Source organism: Gordonia hirsuta DSM 44140 = NBRC 16056, from assembly GCF_000333015.1.
GTDB classification, from domain to species: Bacteria; Actinomycetota; Actinomycetes; order Mycobacteriales; family Mycobacteriaceae; genus Gordonia; species Gordonia hirsuta.
Map to the genome: position 1 here is coordinate 149,713 of NZ_BANT01000016.1, position 15,391 is coordinate 165,103.

The 15,391-nt window shown below is 69.1% G+C and carries 16 protein-coding genes; 7 read left to right on the top strand and 9 right to left on the bottom strand.

What is annotated here, in order from left to right:
* Positions 1 to 8: 8 nt before the first annotated feature.
* Positions 9 to 287: a hypothetical protein gene (locus tag GOHSU_RS06800; protein ID WP_155820999.1), complete on the bottom strand. Its 279-nt coding sequence runs from the start codon at positions 285 to 287 to the stop codon at positions 9 to 11.
* Between the two features lie 297 nt (positions 288 to 584).
* Between GOHSU_RS06800 and GOHSU_RS06805 the strand changes: the two genes are divergently transcribed.
* From GOHSU_RS06805 to GOHSU_RS06815, 3 genes are all read left to right on the top strand, one after another.
* Positions 585 to 821, top strand: coding sequence for a hypothetical protein (locus tag GOHSU_RS06805; RefSeq protein WP_005938813.1), 237 nt, complete (start codon positions 585 to 587; stop codon positions 819 to 821).
* Between the two features lie 96 nt (positions 822 to 917).
* Positions 918 to 1,487 carry a Dps family protein gene (locus GOHSU_RS06810; protein WP_005938816.1) on the top strand — a complete coding sequence of 190 codons (570 nt, stop codon included), beginning with the start codon at positions 918 to 920 and terminating at the stop codon, positions 1,485 to 1,487.
* Complete coding sequence (locus GOHSU_RS06815; RefSeq protein ID WP_005938819.1) at positions 1,474 to 2,097, top strand: type 1 glutamine amidotransferase domain-containing protein; 624 nt, start codon at positions 1,474 to 1,476, stop codon at positions 2,095 to 2,097. The genes GOHSU_RS06810 and GOHSU_RS06815 overlap by 14 nt, the downstream gene beginning before the upstream one ends.
* Positions 2,098 to 2,155: 58 nt before the next feature.
* On the opposite strand, the gene GOHSU_RS06820 is transcribed toward GOHSU_RS06815, so the two are convergent.
* Entirely contained in the window at positions 2,156 to 3,790 is a 1,635-nt protein-coding gene (locus tag GOHSU_RS06820; protein WP_005938822.1) for an AMP-binding protein, read from the bottom strand.
* 199 nt (positions 3,791 to 3,989) lie between these two features.
* Between GOHSU_RS06820 and GOHSU_RS16250 the strand changes: the two genes are divergently transcribed.
* Entirely contained in the window at positions 3,990 to 5,447 is a 1,458-nt protein-coding gene (locus GOHSU_RS16250; protein ID WP_005938825.1) for a protein kinase domain-containing protein, read from the top strand.
* Between the two features lie 4 nt (positions 5,448 to 5,451).
* On the opposite strand, the gene GOHSU_RS06830 is transcribed toward GOHSU_RS16250, so the two are convergent.
* The 7 genes from GOHSU_RS06830 to lepA all read right to left on the bottom strand — a co-directional run bounded on the left by GOHSU_RS06830 (position 5,452) and on the right by lepA (position 13,713).
* A complete protein-coding gene (locus GOHSU_RS06830; protein ID WP_005938827.1) occupies positions 5,452 to 6,447 on the bottom strand; it encodes a sulfate/molybdate ABC transporter ATP-binding protein in 996 nt (331 codons plus the stop codon).
* On the bottom strand, positions 6,448 to 7,344 hold the full coding sequence (cysW, locus tag GOHSU_RS06835) for a sulfate ABC transporter permease subunit CysW (protein ID WP_005938829.1): 897 nt from the start codon (positions 7,342 to 7,344) through the stop codon (positions 6,448 to 6,450).
* Positions 7,341 to 8,210, bottom strand: a complete 870-nt coding sequence (gene cysT / locus GOHSU_RS06840; RefSeq protein WP_005938832.1) for a sulfate ABC transporter permease subunit CysT — start codon at positions 8,208 to 8,210, stop codon at positions 7,341 to 7,343. Before cysT ends, cysW begins: the two co-directional genes overlap by 4 nt.
* Entirely contained in the window at positions 8,207 to 9,274 is a 1,068-nt protein-coding gene (locus tag GOHSU_RS06845) for a sulfate ABC transporter substrate-binding protein (RefSeq protein ID WP_005938835.1), read from the bottom strand. Before GOHSU_RS06845 ends, cysT begins: the two co-directional genes overlap by 4 nt.
* A 168-nt stretch (positions 9,275 to 9,442) precedes the next feature.
* A complete protein-coding gene (locus GOHSU_RS06850; protein WP_005938838.1) occupies positions 9,443 to 9,643 on the bottom strand; it encodes a hypothetical protein in 201 nt (66 codons plus the stop codon).
* Positions 9,644 to 9,694: 51 nt separating this feature from the next.
* Positions 9,695 to 11,812, bottom strand: a complete 2,118-nt coding sequence (locus GOHSU_RS06855; RefSeq protein ID WP_005938842.1) for a M3 family metallopeptidase — start codon at positions 11,810 to 11,812, stop codon at positions 9,695 to 9,697.
* Positions 11,813 to 11,817: 5 nt separating this feature from the next.
* Positions 11,818 to 13,713 carry a translation elongation factor 4 gene (gene lepA / locus GOHSU_RS06860; RefSeq protein ID WP_005938845.1) on the bottom strand — a complete coding sequence of 632 codons (1,896 nt, stop codon included), beginning with the start codon at positions 13,711 to 13,713 and terminating at the stop codon, positions 11,818 to 11,820.
* Between the two features lie 83 nt (positions 13,714 to 13,796).
* On the opposite strand from lepA, the gene GOHSU_RS06865 reads away from it, so the two are divergent.
* From GOHSU_RS06865 to GOHSU_RS06875, 3 genes are all read left to right on the top strand, one after another.
* Positions 13,797 to 14,495 carry an alpha/beta hydrolase family protein gene (locus GOHSU_RS06865; protein ID WP_005938848.1) on the top strand — a complete coding sequence of 233 codons (699 nt, stop codon included), beginning with the start codon at positions 13,797 to 13,799 and terminating at the stop codon, positions 14,493 to 14,495.
* Positions 14,492 to 14,911, top strand: coding sequence for a type II toxin-antitoxin system PemK/MazF family toxin (locus tag GOHSU_RS06870; RefSeq protein WP_005938850.1), 420 nt, complete (start codon positions 14,492 to 14,494; stop codon positions 14,909 to 14,911). Before GOHSU_RS06865 ends, GOHSU_RS06870 begins: the two co-directional genes overlap by 4 nt.
* A gap of 82 nt (positions 14,912 to 14,993) precedes the next feature.
* Entirely contained in the window at positions 14,994 to 15,383 is a 390-nt protein-coding gene (locus tag GOHSU_RS06875; protein WP_005938852.1) for a DUF4189 domain-containing protein, read from the top strand.
* The last annotated feature ends 8 nt before the right edge of the window (positions 15,384 to 15,391 follow it).

Consider the following 15,391-nt stretch of genomic DNA (forward strand, 5'->3'; position numbering starts at 1 on the left):
CCGGCGGCTTACACCAGGTCCGGGCGCGGCTGCGGATCGATCTCCGGGCCTGCGGGCGGAGCACCGGGCTTGCCCGGCGGCTCGGTCGGCGGGATCGGCGCACCCGGCGGCGCGATGGGCGGCATCGGATCAGGTACCGGCTCGGGTTCGGGCATCGGCGCGCCCGGTTCTGGGTCGGGCGGCGGCGGAGCCGGACGATCGGGTCCTGCGCCGGTCGCCCCCGGCAGCAGCACGAGGCCCCCGCGCAGCATTCCGGGCCGGTTTCGCATCGTGGTCAGCATCCTCATCGTTCCTTCCTGCCTCTCGGCCGGTGGTGGTGAACGTGCCTGGTACGTCCACCGGATACCCCGAACGACTCTTTTTCATGCCCTCCCGGCCGGGCCCTTCCGTCCGGGGGCCGTCGCCCGCACACCGTCGACGGCTCACCGCACACCATCGACGACACCGCGTTTAGCGACCACCGGCGACGGGTAGCCCTGTGCACGAGAGGTCCTCAGTGCCTCTTGCTGAATGAACGAGCACGATCGGAAAACCCGAGCAAGACCGACACATCCCGTTTTCCGGGAGCAGAAAGGAGACTCGCCATGGATAAGGACGAGGCAAAGACAGGTCTGGCCGGCGTCGTCGAGGGCGTCAAGGGTAAAGCCAAGGAGATGACCGGCAAGGTCATGGGCGACGAAGAGGTCACCGGCCAGGGCCTCGAAGAGCAGAAGGCCGCGGCTGCCAAGCGTGACAGCGCCAGGCATGCCGCCGAAGCCGACAAGCACCAGGCGCAGGCCGATGCGAAGCACACCGAAGCCGATCTGCGCGAGGAACGCTGACCCGGCCGATCCGCGGTAGGTAGACCCCCCTGCGGCGGCCGGCCCCTTCCGGCCGGCCGTCGTGGCGGCGGCCACCACGATCTAAGGAGCAGCACAATGACTTTAAGTACCACCCATACCGATTCGATCGATTTCACTCTTCCCGGTGTAGCCCGGCGCGATGCCACTGCGGTGATCACCGTCCTGCAGGACCGGCTCAACGCGCTCAATGATCTGGCACTGACGCTCAAGCACGTGCACTGGAACGTGGTCGGTCCGCACTTCATCGCGGTGCACACCATGCTCGACCCACAGGTCGAGACGGTGCGCGCCATGGTCGACCAGACCGCTGAACGCATCGCCGCCCTGGGCGGATCACCGGTGGGCACCCCCGGCGCGCTGGTCGCCGAGCGTTCCTGGGACGACTACGAACTGGGCCGCGCCGATGCGATCGCTCACCTGGGCGCACTCGACGTGGTCTACGACGGGATCTTAGACAGCTACCGCCGGGCACTGGATGCGACCGGCGACTTGGACGAGGTGACCCAGGACCTGCTCGTCGGCCACACCCGCGACCTGGAGCAGATCCACTGGATGGTCCGCGCCCACCTGGAGACACCGGGCGGTGAGCTGAACACCGCCGCTGCCCACACCGAGCAGCAGGGAGCCACCCATGCTCAGCGATGACGGCCGCCGAGAAGACATCACCGCGACTCCCGACCCGGACGCGCCACTGACCGGCGCGCGCAAGGTCGCCTTCCTGGTCGCTCCCGAGGGTGTCGAGCAGGTCGAGCTGGTCCAGCCGTGGCGGGCCGTGAGCGATGCCGGGGCCGAGCCGGTCCTGGTGTCGACGGTGTCCGGCAAGATCCAGGCGTTCAACCACCTCGACCGCGGCGACAGCTTCCCGGTGGACCAGACCGTCGATCAACTCGATACCACCGAGTTCGATGCCCTGGTCCTGCCCGGCGGCGTCGCCAACCCCGATTACCTGCGAACCGTTCCGGGAGCGGTCGCGCTGGTGCAGGACTTCTTCAACCGGGGTCTGCCGGTGGCGGTGATCTGCCACGGCCCGTGGACCCTGATCGACGCCGGAGTGGTCCGCGGCCGCGACATCACCTCGTGGCCGAGCCTGGCGACGGACCTGAAGAACGCCGGCGCCGACTGGGTCGACCAGGAGGTCGTGGTGTGCCGCAAGGGACCCAACACCCTGGTCTCCAGCCGCAACCCCGACGACCTGCCGGCGTTCTGCGCGAACCTGGTCGACGTCCTGCGGCGCGAACACCCGGTACCCGCGTGAGCTCGCGTTCCTGAGGCCGCCTCATCCCGAGGCCGTCAGGTCCGGCCCCGCACCCGCATCAGCCCTGGATGCGGGTGCGGGTGTCACCCCAGGCGGCGTCGCGCAGCTCGTTTTTGCGGATCTTCCCGGTGGAGGTCTTGGGCAGTTCGGCGACGAACTCGATCTCGCGCGGCGCCTTGTAGGAGGCGATCTTGCTCTTGACGTGCGCGATCACCTCGTCCTGGCTCAGCGTCGAGCCCTCGGTGAGCACCACATAGGCTTTGGGCCGCTCGCCCCACTTGTCGTCGGGCACGCCGATGACTGCCACATCGGCTACCTCGGGGTGGCTCACGACGGCCTGTTCCACCTCGATCGTGGAGATGTTCTCGCCGCCGGAGATCACCACGTCTTTGGCGCGGTCGAGCAGCTGCACATAGCCGTCCGGGTGCATCACCCCCAGATCGCCGGAGTGGAACCAGCCGCCGGCGAAGGCCTCGGCGGTGCGTTCGGGGTCCTCGTAGTACCCCTTCATCACCACGTTGCCGCGCATCACGATCTCGCCCATCTGGGCGCCGTCGGCGGCCACGTCGACCAGCTGGCCGTCGACCAGATCCGGCAGCACCACGCGCAGCCGGTCGGCGGTGAGCATGCCCACGCCCTGGCGGGCCATCCGCACCGACAGCTCATCGGCCGAGAGCTCCGACCAGCTCGGATCGGGTTCGCAGACCGCATACGGACCGTACGTCTCGGTCAGACCGTAGACGTGCACGATCTCGATGCCGAGGTGATGGATGGCCTTGATGATCGTCGGGCTCGGCGGAGCCCCGGCGGTGGCGATGGCCATCGGCGTGCGCATCGGATGGGCTTCCGGCGCGGTGGCCAGAGTGGTCAGCACGGTGGGGGCTCCCGACATCTGGTTGATGTTCTCCCCGTCGATCAGCCGCCACATATCGTCCCCGCGCACCGCCCGCAGGCAGACGTGGGTTCCGGCGACCGCCGTCAGCGCCCACGGACCGCACCAGCCGTTGCAGTGGAACATCGGCAGCGTCCACAGGTAGTTGGTGTCGATGGAGAAGCCCTGGGTGACCACGTTGCCCAGCGAGGCCAGGTAGGCGCCGCGATGGGTGTACATGACGCCCTTGGGACGGCCGGTGGTGCCGGAGGTGTAGTTCAGCGAGATCACCGTGTTCTCGTCGGCGACCTCCCAGGCGCGCTGGGCGCCGCCGTCGCCCCGTGCCATCAGCGCGTCGTACCGAACGACGCCTTCACGGCCCTGGGCACCCAGGTACTCCCCCTCCTGACTGGGCGTCTCGACGATCTCGCGCACGGTCGCGAACTCGACCTCGCCCAGACCGGCCAGCAGCGGACCGTCGCCGATCAGCAGCACCGCGCCCGAGTGATCGCAGATGTAGCGGACCTCATCGGGTGCCAGCCGGGTATTGATGGCCACCAGCACCCCGCCGGCCAGCGGCACCGCGAAGTGCGCGGCCAGCAGTTCCAGGGAGTTGGTGGCCAGATACGCCACCTTGTCGCCGGGCTGCACCCCCGAGGCGGCCAGCGCATCGGCCAGCAGCTGCACATCGGCGGCCAGTTCGGCATAGCTGAGGCGGCGGCCGCCGTCGATCACCGCGAGCTTGGTCGGGTGCACCTGCGCCGATCGGTACAGAAAGTGCAGCGGGGAGAGCGGGGTGTCGAGTCCATCGGACATGGTCATCGCAGTGATCTTCCTTGCAGCCATACGGATTCAGTGGTCCACCTCACTCTACCCCGCATGGCACTGCGTGCCATGTCGCTTCCGGTGACTGTGCGACGAACGGCTGCCGTCCTGCGACCGGCGGTCACCGGTCGGCATATGATCAGCCGGATCGGTCGACGACCGTGACACCGGTGACGAATGGGAAGGAGGACGCAGCGTGGACCTGTCCCCCGGATCGATCTTCGCCGGCTACCGCGTTCTCGCTCGGCTCGGCCAGGGCGGTATGGGCCAGGTGTACCTGGTGGAGAATACGAATCTCTCGCGCCGGGAAGCGCTCAAGGTGGTCTCCCAAGCCGGCAACGGAACCCCGGAGTTCGCCGAACGCTTCGCCCGCGAGGCACGCACCGCGGCGAATCTGCGGCATCCGTCGATCATCACCGTCCATCAGTACGGTGTCGAGAACGGCGTGCCGTGGTTCACCATGGCCTACCTCGACGGGCACGATCTGAGCGGCGCGGCATTACCGGACCCCGAGATCGCCGAGGTCGGCCGCCGCGTCGCGTCCGCACTGGACACCGCACACCGGTCCGGCGTGATTCACCGCGATATCAAACCCGCCAATCTCATGGTCACCCGCGACGAACGCACCGGCCGGCTCGATACCGTCACCGTGCTCGATTTCGGCATCGCCCGCCTGGCCGATGGTCAGGGCCTGACCGGCACCGGCTCGTTCATCGGGACCCTCTCCTACAGCGCTCCCGAGACGATCGACGGCCGGGAGCCCACGCCCGCCGCCGATCAGTACTCGCTGGCCTGCACGCTGTATCAGTTGTTCACCGGGCAACCTCCCTACACCGGCTCCCCGGTATCGGTCATGGGCGCCCACGCCGCGGCCGACGTGCCCGCCGTGAGCGGGCACCGGCCCGAACTGGGCGCGCTGGATGCGGTCTTCGCGCGCGCTCTGGCCAAACACCCCGCTCAGCGGTATCCGGACTGCACGACTTTCGCCGACGCGATCGGCCGCGCACTGGCCGCGCCGCGGCCGGATGCCGCCGCGCAGCAGACGCTCCCGGCCGCTCAGGCGCACCATGCCGGCGTCTATCCGCCGGCCGGGGCGGTGGAGGCCCGAACGCACAACGTTGCCCGCACCACGAATCAGCGCACACCGATCGCCGTCGTGGCCGCAGGCGTCGTCGTCGCGGTCGGGGCCGCCGCGGTCCTCATCTACGCGCTCCTGCCGGGAAGCGACGATCCCGGCAGCACGTCCGCGGCGTCCTCGGCGGCCGCCGCCCAGGACGTCTCCCGGGTTTCGTCCGTCTCACCGGCCCCCGGCGCCTCCGCACCTCCCGCCGCCTCCTCGGCTGGCCCGTCCGCCCCGTCTATCCCGTCCGAATCTGCTGTGCCGTCGGTGTGCGTATTCAACGCCGGCCCGGTCTCCGGTCTGGGCACGACCACCGCCGAGCAACTCAGCGCCGCCGGCTACACCGTCGTCGGCTCCGGCAACCTGGTGACCGGCTCCATCACCGAGAACGTCGTCTTCTACGAAATCGGCGACGAACAGGCCGCCGGTCGACTCGCCGGTCTGGTCCCCGGCGGCGCGGTGACCGAGCCGAAGCCGGCCGCCTTCACCCGATGCCCAGACGGGCTCGCGGTGATCATGGTGACCGACGACTGATCGGCTAACCCGAGGCGAGTTTGGGAACGACGGTGGCGCGGGCGTAGACGGTCTGCCCGGCCGCCAGTTCCAGCGCGTTCTGGTCGCCGCGGGTGATCTGGGCGATGAACTCCTCGCCGGTGGCCGCGGCGGTCAGCTCCACCCGGGTCTCGAAGCCCAGGTTCACCACCCGGTTGACGGTCGCCCGGACCACGCCGGTGTCCAGGGACGGGTCCTCGGGCGGATAGGTCATCTCCGGGGTGCGGCCGATCCGGATGTCGTGCGGACGCACCAGCTGCCCGTTGAGCCGGGAGACCGACCCCAGGAACGAGGCCACGAAGACGTTGTCGGGGCGGTCGTACAGGTCGTCGGGGGTGCCGACCTGCTCGATGCGGCCCTTGTTCAGGATCGCGATCCGGTCGGAGACGTCCAGGGCCTCCTGCTGGTCGTGGGTGACCAGCACGGTGGTCACGTGGACCTCCTCGTGCAGCTGCCGCAGCCAGCGCCGCAGATCGTCGCGCACCTTGGCATCCAGGGCCCCGAAGGGCTCGTCGAGCAGCAGCACCTGCGGGTCCACCGCCAGCGCGCGGGCCAGCGCCATCCGCTGCCGCTGCCCGCCCGAGAGCTGGGAGGGATAGCGCTTCTGTACGAACTCCAAGCCCACCACCTCCAGCAGCTCGTCGACCTTCTTGCGGACCTCGGCCTTGGGCCGCTTGCGGATCTTGAGGCCGAAGCCGATGTTCTCGCGCACCGTCATCTGTTTGAACGCGGCGTAGTGCTGGAAGACGAAGCCGATATCGCGCTGCTGCGGCGAGGCCTGCGAGACATCGCGGCCGTTGATCTCGATCACCCCCGAATCAAGGCTGTCCAGGCCGGCGATGGCGCGCAGCAGCGTCGACTTGCCGCTGCCGGACGGGCCCAGCAGGGAGGTGAGCGAACCGGCGGGAATGTCGATGGAGACATCGTCGAGGGCCGCGAAGTCGCCGTAGTGCTTGTTGGCACCGATCACCGAGATGGACATCTACTTCTCCTGGTCTGCGCGGGCGTGGTCGGGGCCTTCAGGTGCACTGTCGGGCCGAGCGCTCAGCGGTGTCAGTGCCGCCGCATCGTCGACCTGGCCGCGGGATCGTCGTTCGATCACGGTCATCACCGCCAGCACACTGATCGCCACCAGCATCAGTAGCGTCGCGGCGGCATAGGCCCCGTATTCGTTGTGGTCGTCGGTGTAGCGCGAATGCACCAGCAGCGTCAGCGTCTGGGAGACGCCCGGCATGTTCGACGACACCATCGTCACCGCGCCGTACTCGCCCAGCGCGCGGGCGACGGTCAGCACGATGCCGTAGGTCAGGCCCCACCGGATCGCCGGCAGGGTGATCCGCCAGAAGATCTGCCAGGCGTTGGCGCCCAGCGTGGCCGCGGCCTCTTCCTGTTCGGTGCCGATCTCGTGCAGCACCGGCTCCACCTCGCGCACCACGAACGGCAGCGTCACGAAGATGGTGGCCAGCACCATGCCGGGCACCCCGAAGATCACTTTGAAGCCCAGCGATTCGATCCCGCCGAACCAGCCGTGGCTGCCCCACAGGGCGATCAGCGCCACACCGGCGACCACCGGCGACACCGCGAACGGCAGATCCACCACCGCCTGCATGATGCCTTTGCCGCGGAATCGCCCGCGGGCCAGTGCCAGGGCGGTGAGCACGCCGAAGACCACGTTGAGGGGCACGACGATCACCACGATCAGCAGCGACAGCTGCAGTGCGGCGATGGCCGCCGGGGTGGTGATCCACTCCCAGAATTGGCCCAGCCCCGGCTCCAGGGCTCGCCAGAAGATCAGGCCGACCGGAATGATCAGCAGGATCGTCAGGTACACCAGCGCCACGGCGCGCAGGCCGTAGCGGGTCCAGCGTGACAGGATCATTCGGCGGCCTCCTCCCGGCGCTGCTGGAACCGGCCGGCCACCCGCAGCAGCAACAGCACGGCGAAGGCGATCAGCAGCAGCACCACCGAGACCGCCGAGGCGTTGACCGGCTGGTCCACTTCGATCTGCTGCTGAATGTACTGCGAGGCCACCTGCGTCTTACCCGGGATATTGCCGCCGATCAGCACCACCGAACCGAATTCGCCGATCGCCCGGGTGAACGCCAGCCCCATCCCGGTCAGGATCGACGGAACCAGCGCCGGCAGCACGATGCGCCGGAAGATCACGGCGTTGCCGGCGCCCAGCACCGCGGCGGCCTCCTCCACATCGCGGTCCAGTTCCATCAGCACCGGCTGCACCTGCCGCACCACGAACGGCAGGGTCACGAAGGTCAGCGCCAGCATCACTCCCGGCTCGGTGGCCGCCAGGTGGATGTCGATCGGGCTGTTGGGCCCGTACAGCGACAGCAGCACCAGCGAGGCCACGATCGTGGGCAGCGCGAACGGCAGATCGATGATCGCGTTGACGAAGCCCTTGCCCCAGAACTGGTCGCGCACCAGCACCCAGGCGATGACGGTGCCGAAGGCGACGTTGATCAGCGCCACTCCCACCGACATCAGCGCGGTGATCCGCAGGGTGTCGAGGGCGGCCGGGGCGGTGACTCCGTTCCAGAAACCGGACCAGCCCTGTTCGAAGGCGCCGGTGGTGATGGCCGCCAGCGGCAGCAGCACGATCACCGTCAGCCACAGCGCCGCCACCCCCAGGGTCAGTGGATTGTCGGTGCGCCAACGGCGGCTGATGGCGGCCGGCAGCTTCTCGGCGGCACCGGCGCCGCGCACGACGGCCGGTTCTTGCGTCCGCGTCATCGGCCCGCCTCGGCATCGTAGATCGCGGTGATCGTCCCGTCGGGGCCGAACAGTTCGGTGTCGATGCGTTCCCAGCCGCCCAGGTCCTCCACGGTCCACAGCGCGTCGATGCGGCCCGGGAAGTCGGCGGCGGTCTCCGCCAGCACCGCCGGGTCGACCGGGCGGAACCCGGCGCGGGCCCACAGCCGCTGCGCCGGCGGGGTGAACAGGTAGTCGACGAAGGCGCGGGCGGCGGCCTGGTCGCCGCCGGTGCGCACCACCGCGACCGGATTGGCGATCTTGATCGTCTGCGGCGGGATCACATAGTCCACCCGCTGTTCGGGCCGGGCGGCGGCGTTGTGCCGGGACAGCATGATCGCCTCGTTCTCGTAGCTGATCAGCACATCGCCCTGGCCCTGTTCGAAGGCCGTGGTGGCCTCCCGGCTCGATTTGGGCAGCACCTGCACATGATCGCGCACCAGTGCCCGCACATACTCCTGCCCGGCGCGCGGGTCGGCGCCGCCGCGGCTGGCTGCGGCGTACGGGGCCAGCAGATTCCACTTCGCCGAACCGGAACTGCCCGGATTCGGGGTGACGACGCTGACACCGGGGCGCAGCAGATCGTTCCAGTCGCGGATGTTCTTCGGGTTGCCCGCGCGCACCACCAGTGCGACCACCGAGCCGAAGGCGACCGAACCGTTGGGCGCCTGGGACCGCCAGTGACGGTCCACCACACCGGCGTCGACCAGGCGCGTCACATCCGGGGCCAGGGAGAAGTTGACCACATCGGCCGGCAGCCCGCGGGCCACCTTGCGGGCCTGATCCCCCGACGCCCCGAACGACTGCGAGAAACCGATGCCGTGGCCGGCCGGGGTCGCCCGGAATGCCGGGATCACCAGATCGAAACCGGTCTTGGGTACCGCGTAGGCCACCAGATTCAGGTGCCGGTCGCCGCTGGAGATGTCGATGCCGCCGGGGGTGTCGGTGGATCCGGCGCCGCATGCCGCGACGGTGGCGGTCACACCGGCGACGAGGATCGCCGTCAGTGTCCGGCGCAGTCGCGGCAGGGAGCGGTTGGTCAGCACGCAGAAAGCTAACTACACCGCGGCCAGCGGCTCAACGCACCCGGCCCGCGCGTCGGCGCTCGGTCGGGAATCGCCGCCAGCGTGTGCTAGCCGCTGATGAGCCAGACAACGAGCACCAGAATCAGCAGCGCGGCCAGCGCCCAGGTGACCTTCGAACGGAACATTCCTCTACACCCCTACTCCGTGTTCGTCGGAGACATCACGGCGATCGAACAGCGAAAAAACCCACACCACCAGGAAATTCACCAACCAGGCGATTCCGGTGGCCAGCGGGATCAGCACCACGATGGTCACCAGCAGCTGCGGCACAAACGGAAGGCCGGTGAGCCATTCTTCGATCCCGTCCCACCACGATAGGAACGCGTTCACCGCCGGCCTCCTTTGCGCCGCACTGTTAATCCCACGCTGACTTAAACCAGGCTACTCGGCTGCCGGGCGCTGCTGCCCGGCGGTGACCAGGCCCCGGCGGCGCAGCAGCGGCTCGATCCGGGCCGTCCGGCCGAGCATTCCGGCGTGCGCGGCGACCGGATCGACACTGTCGCCGACCGAGAGCACCGCCTCGGCGAAGGCCGCGCCCAGCGCGCGCTGCAGGCCTCCCCCGGCCAGGAACCACTGCTGCGTTTCGGCGTCGAGGATCTCCGACCAGATGTAGCTGTAGTAGGCCGATGAGTAGCCACCCCCGAAGACGTGGTTGAAGTAGGTGCTGCGGTAGCGCGGCGGGATCAGCGGATGCGCCAGCCCGGCCGCGGCCAGCGCCTGGGCCTCGAACTCGAGCACATCGTCGGGGATCTCATCGGGCCCGAGCCGATGCCAGGCCAGATCCAGGGCGGCTGCGGCCAGGTATTCGACCGTGGCGTGGGCCGGTTCGACGTCGCCGGCGGCCCGGACGGCCTCGATCAGTTCGGCCGGGGCCGGCTCTCCGGTGCGCCAGTGCCGGGCGTAGCCCGAGACCACCTGCGGGTGCAGCGCCCACATCTCGTTGACCTGGGACGGGAACTCGACGAAGTCGCGCGGCACGCTGGTCCCGGACTGGGAGACGTAGTCCACCGCCGAGAGCAGCCCGTGGACGGCGTGGCCGAACTCGTGGAACACGGTGACCAGCTGGTCCTGGGTCAGCAGGCAGGGCTGCCCCGGTTCGGGCTCGGTCAGGTTCAGCACATTGACGATCACCGGGCGGGACCCGAGCTGACGGGACTGGTCGACGATGCTGTTCATCCAGGCGCCGCCGCGTTTGGAGGGGCGGGCGTAGAAGTCTCCGAGGAACAGTCCGATCCCCTCACCGGCCTCGGTCTTGACCTCCCAGATCCGCACGTCGGGGTGGTAGCCGCGCAGGTCTGGTCGCGGGGTGAAGGTGAGCCCGTACAGTGCGCCGGCGGCGGCGAAGACACCGTCGTTGAGCACATTGTCCAGTTCGCAGTACGCCGTGAACTCCTCGACCGGTGACCGCGGCGAGCGTTCTTTCTGGCCCGGCGGATCTGCCTGGCCGGACGCCTCGTCGTCGGCACCGGCCTGCGCCAGGGCCAGGGCATAGGTGACATCGGACGGGTTCAGTGGCGTGCCGTAGGCCGCTTCCGCGGCGGCCAGGTCCCGGTCGACGGCGGCCATCGCGGCCTGCCCCAGTTCGCGCAGCAGCTCGGCGACCGCCTCCGGATCCGGGGCGGTCTCCTCGGCGATCACGTAGTCGGCGTGGTCGCGGTATCCCAGCAGCCGGGCCCGGCGGGCCCGCAGCGTCACGATCTCCAGGATCATCGCCCGGGTGTCGTTCGCGCCGCCGCGCGCACAGCGCTGCACCGACGCCTGGAAGACCCGCTGCCGCACGGCCGGCTCGGTCAGTGCGGCCACCGACGCCTGGCTGGTCGGCAGTTCCAGGGTGATCAGGTAGCCCGGCAGTCCCCGGTCCTGGGCGGCGCGCGCCGCGGCGGCGATCTCCCCGGCCGAGAGCCCGTCGAGGTCGGCGGCGTCGAGTACCTGCACCGCCGAGGCGTTGGTGTCCTCGAGCAGCTTCTGGGAGAACTCGGTGGTCAGCGTGGCCAGCCGCGCCGAGATCTGCCGCATCTGTTCCTGTCCGTCGGCGTCCAGTCCGGCTCCGGCGCGCACCGCATCGCGGTAGCGGCGTTCGGTGAGCCGGCGCTGCGGCGGCGCCAGTGCCAGGTCGTCGCGGCGCTCGTAGACGCTTTCGATCCGGGCGAACAGCCGCGGATCCAGCGCGATGGTGTTGCGGTGTTCGGTCAGCCGCACCGCCAGCTCCTGGGCGATGGCGGCCCGCTGCGGGTTGGTGTCGGCACCCTCCAGGTTGAAGAAGATGCCGTTGGCCCGGGCCAGCAGCCGGCCGGAGGCCTCCAGTGCCGCCACGGTGTTGGCGAAGGTGGGCTCGGCCGGGTCGGTGGCGATCGCCTCGACCTCGGCCAGGTGCGCGGTCAGCGCGAGCTCGTAGGCGGGCAGGAAGTCGTCGTCGCCGATCGCGGCGAAGTCCGGCAGGTCGTACGGGAGACCGGAATCGGCGAGCACCGGATTGTCGGCCACGGGATTGTCGGCCACGGGACTCACTTGCCCTTCGGCTTGTCGCCGGCCTCGGTACTCAGGGCGGCCACGAAGGCCTCCTGCGGGACGTCGACGCGGCCGATCGTCTTCATCCGCTTCTTGCCTTCCTTCTGCTTCTCCAGCAGCTTGCGCTTACGGCTGATGTCGCCGCCGTAGCATTTGGCCAGCACGTCCTTGCGGATGGCGCGGATGTTCTCGCGGGCGATGATGCGCGAGCCGATGGCGGCCTGGATGGGCACCTCGAACTGCTGACGCGGAATCAGGTCCTTGAGTTTGAGGGCCATCCGGTTGCCGTAGGCGTAGGCCGCGTCCTTGTGCACGATCGCGCTGAAGGCGTCGACGGCCTCGCCCTGCAGCAGGATGTCGACCTTGACCAGTTCGGCTTCCTGCTCGCCGGCCTCCTCGTAGTCCAGGGAGGCGTATCCGCGGGTGCGCGATTTGAGGGCGTCGAAGAAGTCGAAGATGATCTCGGCCATCGGCAGGGTGTACCGCATCTCCACGCGGGTCTCCGACAGATAGTCCATGCCGCCCAGTTCCCCGCGCCGGCTCTGGCACAGTTCCATGATCGCGCCGATGAACTCGCTGGGGGCGATGATCGTCGTCTTGACCACCGGCTCGTAGATGTGCGCGGTCTTGCCCTCGGGCCAGTCCGACGGGTTGGTGACGATGTGCTCGGTGTCGTCGTCCATCACCACCCGGTAGACGACGTTGGGTGCGGTGGAGATCAGGTCCAGATCGAATTCGCGCTCGAGGCGTTCGCGGGTGATCTCCATGTGCAGCAGACCCAGGAAGCCGCACCGGAAACCGAAGCCCAGGGCAACCGAGGTCTCCGGCTCGTAGGTCAGGGCGGCGTCGTTGAGCTGGAGTTTCTCCAGCGCCTCGCGCAGCACCGGATAGTCCGAGCCGTCGACCGGGTACAGGCCCGAGTAGACCATCGGCTGCGGTTCGCGGTAACCGGTGAGCGGTTCGGGGGCACCGTTCTTCGCGGTGGTGACGGTGTCACCGACCTTCGACTGGCGCACGTCCTTGACGCCGGTGATCAGGTAGCCGACCTCGCCGACGCCCAGTCCCGCGGAGGGTTTGGATTCGGGTGAGACGATGCCGACCTCGAGCAGCTCGTGGGTCGCTCCGGTCGACATCATCACGATCTTCTCGCGCGGGGTGATCCGGCCGTCGACCACGCGCACGTAGGTCACCACGCCGCGGTAGGTGTCGTACACCGAGTCGAAGATCATCGCCCGCGGCGGGGCGTCGGAATCCCCGACCGGCGCCGGGATCTGCGCGATCGCCTCGTTCAGCAGCTCCGGGACGCCCTCGCCGGTTTTGCCCGATACCCGCAGCACGTCCTCGGGTTCGCAGCCGATGATGTGGGCGATCTCGGCGGCGTAGCGCTCAGGATCGGCGGCCGGCAGGTCGATCTTGTTGAGCACCGGAATGATGGTCAGATCGTTGTCCATGGCCAGGTACAGGTTCGCCAGCGTCTGCGCCTCGATGCCCTGGGCGGCGTCGACCAGCAGGATCGCCCCCTCGCAGGCCTCCAACGCGCGGGAGACCTCGTAGGTGAAGTCGACGTGCCCGGGGGTGTCGATCAGGTGGATCACATAGTCCTGTTCCACACCGTTCTCGTCGGGCGCCCTCCACGGCAACCGCACGTTCTGGGCCTTGATGGTGATGCCGCGCTCGCGTTCGATGTCCATGCGGTCCAGGTACTGGGCGCGCATATCGCGATCCTCGACCACGCCGGTGAGCTGCAGCATCCGGTCGGCCAGCGTCGACTTGCCGTGGTCGATGTGGGCGATGATGCAGAAGTTCCGGATCCGGGAGGGATCGGTGAACGTCTTGTCAGCGAAGGTGGAAATCTCTACTGCTCCTTGCACGGTGGCGGCGGTCCCGGCCACAGGTCAGTCTCTACTTTCTCACGAACCGGGGTACAAGCACGATTCAGCGGCGGCCACACAAGCCCGATTAGGCTTCACCCATCATGAACGACGATGTCCCCGCGACGAACGACGACGCCCCCGCACCGGTCCATACCGAATCGATCCGCGCCGACGGAGTCGTCGCGCAGTTGGACCGTCCCGCCGTCGGCGCCTCGCGCGCACTGGTGCTTCTGGCCCACGGCGCCGGCAGCGACCGGAACTCGGTGCTGCTGCGCACCCTGTCGGCCGGGATGACCGCCCGCGGACTGACCGTGGCCCGCATCGATCTGCCCTACCGGCAGCAGCGGCCCACGGGGCCGCCGTCACCGTCGAAGGCGGACGCCGACCGCGCGGGCATCGCCGCGGCGATCGCCGTGCTGGCACCCCTGGCGCCGGGCGGCCCGCTGATCGTCGGCGGCCAGTCCTACGGCGGCCGACAGGCCTCGATGCTCCTGGCACAGGATCCCGGCCTGGCCGACGGTCTGCTGCTCACGTCGTATCCGCTGCATCCGCCGGGGAAACCCGAGAAGCTGCGGGTGGCGCATCTGGGACAGGTCGTCACGCCCACCCTGATCATCCACGGCCGCAGCGATGCCTTCGCCACCGTCGACGAGATCGCCGAGGCCGCCACCCTGTTCGCCGGCCCGGTCGAGGTGATCCACATCGACCGGGCCGATCACGGTCTGCGGCCCGAACGCAGCGGGGTCGGCGCGCTCACCGCCGCCGCCGTCGACGAGTTCTTTCTGGGCGGCACGCGATGAGTCAGGACTACCGCCGGCCTCGTTTCGCCACCCAGCCCAGCCGCAGCCTCGCCCGGCAGCTGGCCTACTCCCCCGAGCTGGACGGGGCCGCCGACCCCGGCGAGGTGGTCTGGATGTGGGTGCCGTTCGAGGACGATCCCGCACAGGGCAAGGACCGTCCGGTCCTGGTGGTCGGACGCGATCGAGCGACGCTGCTGGGCCTGATGCTCTCGTCGAAGGAGTACCACCGCGACGAGGAGAACTGGCTGCGTCTAGGCACCGGCGCCTGGGACTACAACGGGCGGGTCAGCTATGTGCGGCTCGACCGGGTCATCGTGGTGGCCGAGCACGGGATCCGGCGGGAGGGGTCGATCCTGAATCGGCGCAGCTTCGACCGGATCGCCGACCAGCTGCGCGCGCAGTACGGCTGGTCCTGATCTGCCGCCTGTTCGACTGGCCGCTGTCCGCTGTTCGAACGACAAGAGGTCCGCGACTCTTAGGTTCCGTTAAGATTCGTCCATGAAAGCACGTCGATTCCTCACCGGCCTGGGCATCGCCGCCTCCCTGGCGACCACGGGCACCCTGCTCCCGGCCGCCACCGCGCCGGCCGAGGCCGCCGGTTACAACTGGGGCGCCATCGCCTGGAACTACCAGGGCCGCACCGCCTACGCCGTGGACTATCCGAGCCAGGCCGCCGCCCGCAACAAGGCCAAGCGGCTGTGCGGTGCGAACTGCGGCTACTTCACCTTCTACAACTCGTGCGGTGCGGTGGCCTACAAGTTCACCAGCAGCCGCACCCGCGTGGGCACCGCCCGCGGCTACGCCACTGCGGCGGCCGCTAAGTCGGCGGCCCGCAAGAAGGCCGGACCCGGCTCGCGGGTACGCGCCTGGGCCTGCACCACGCGCTGACCCGCCGG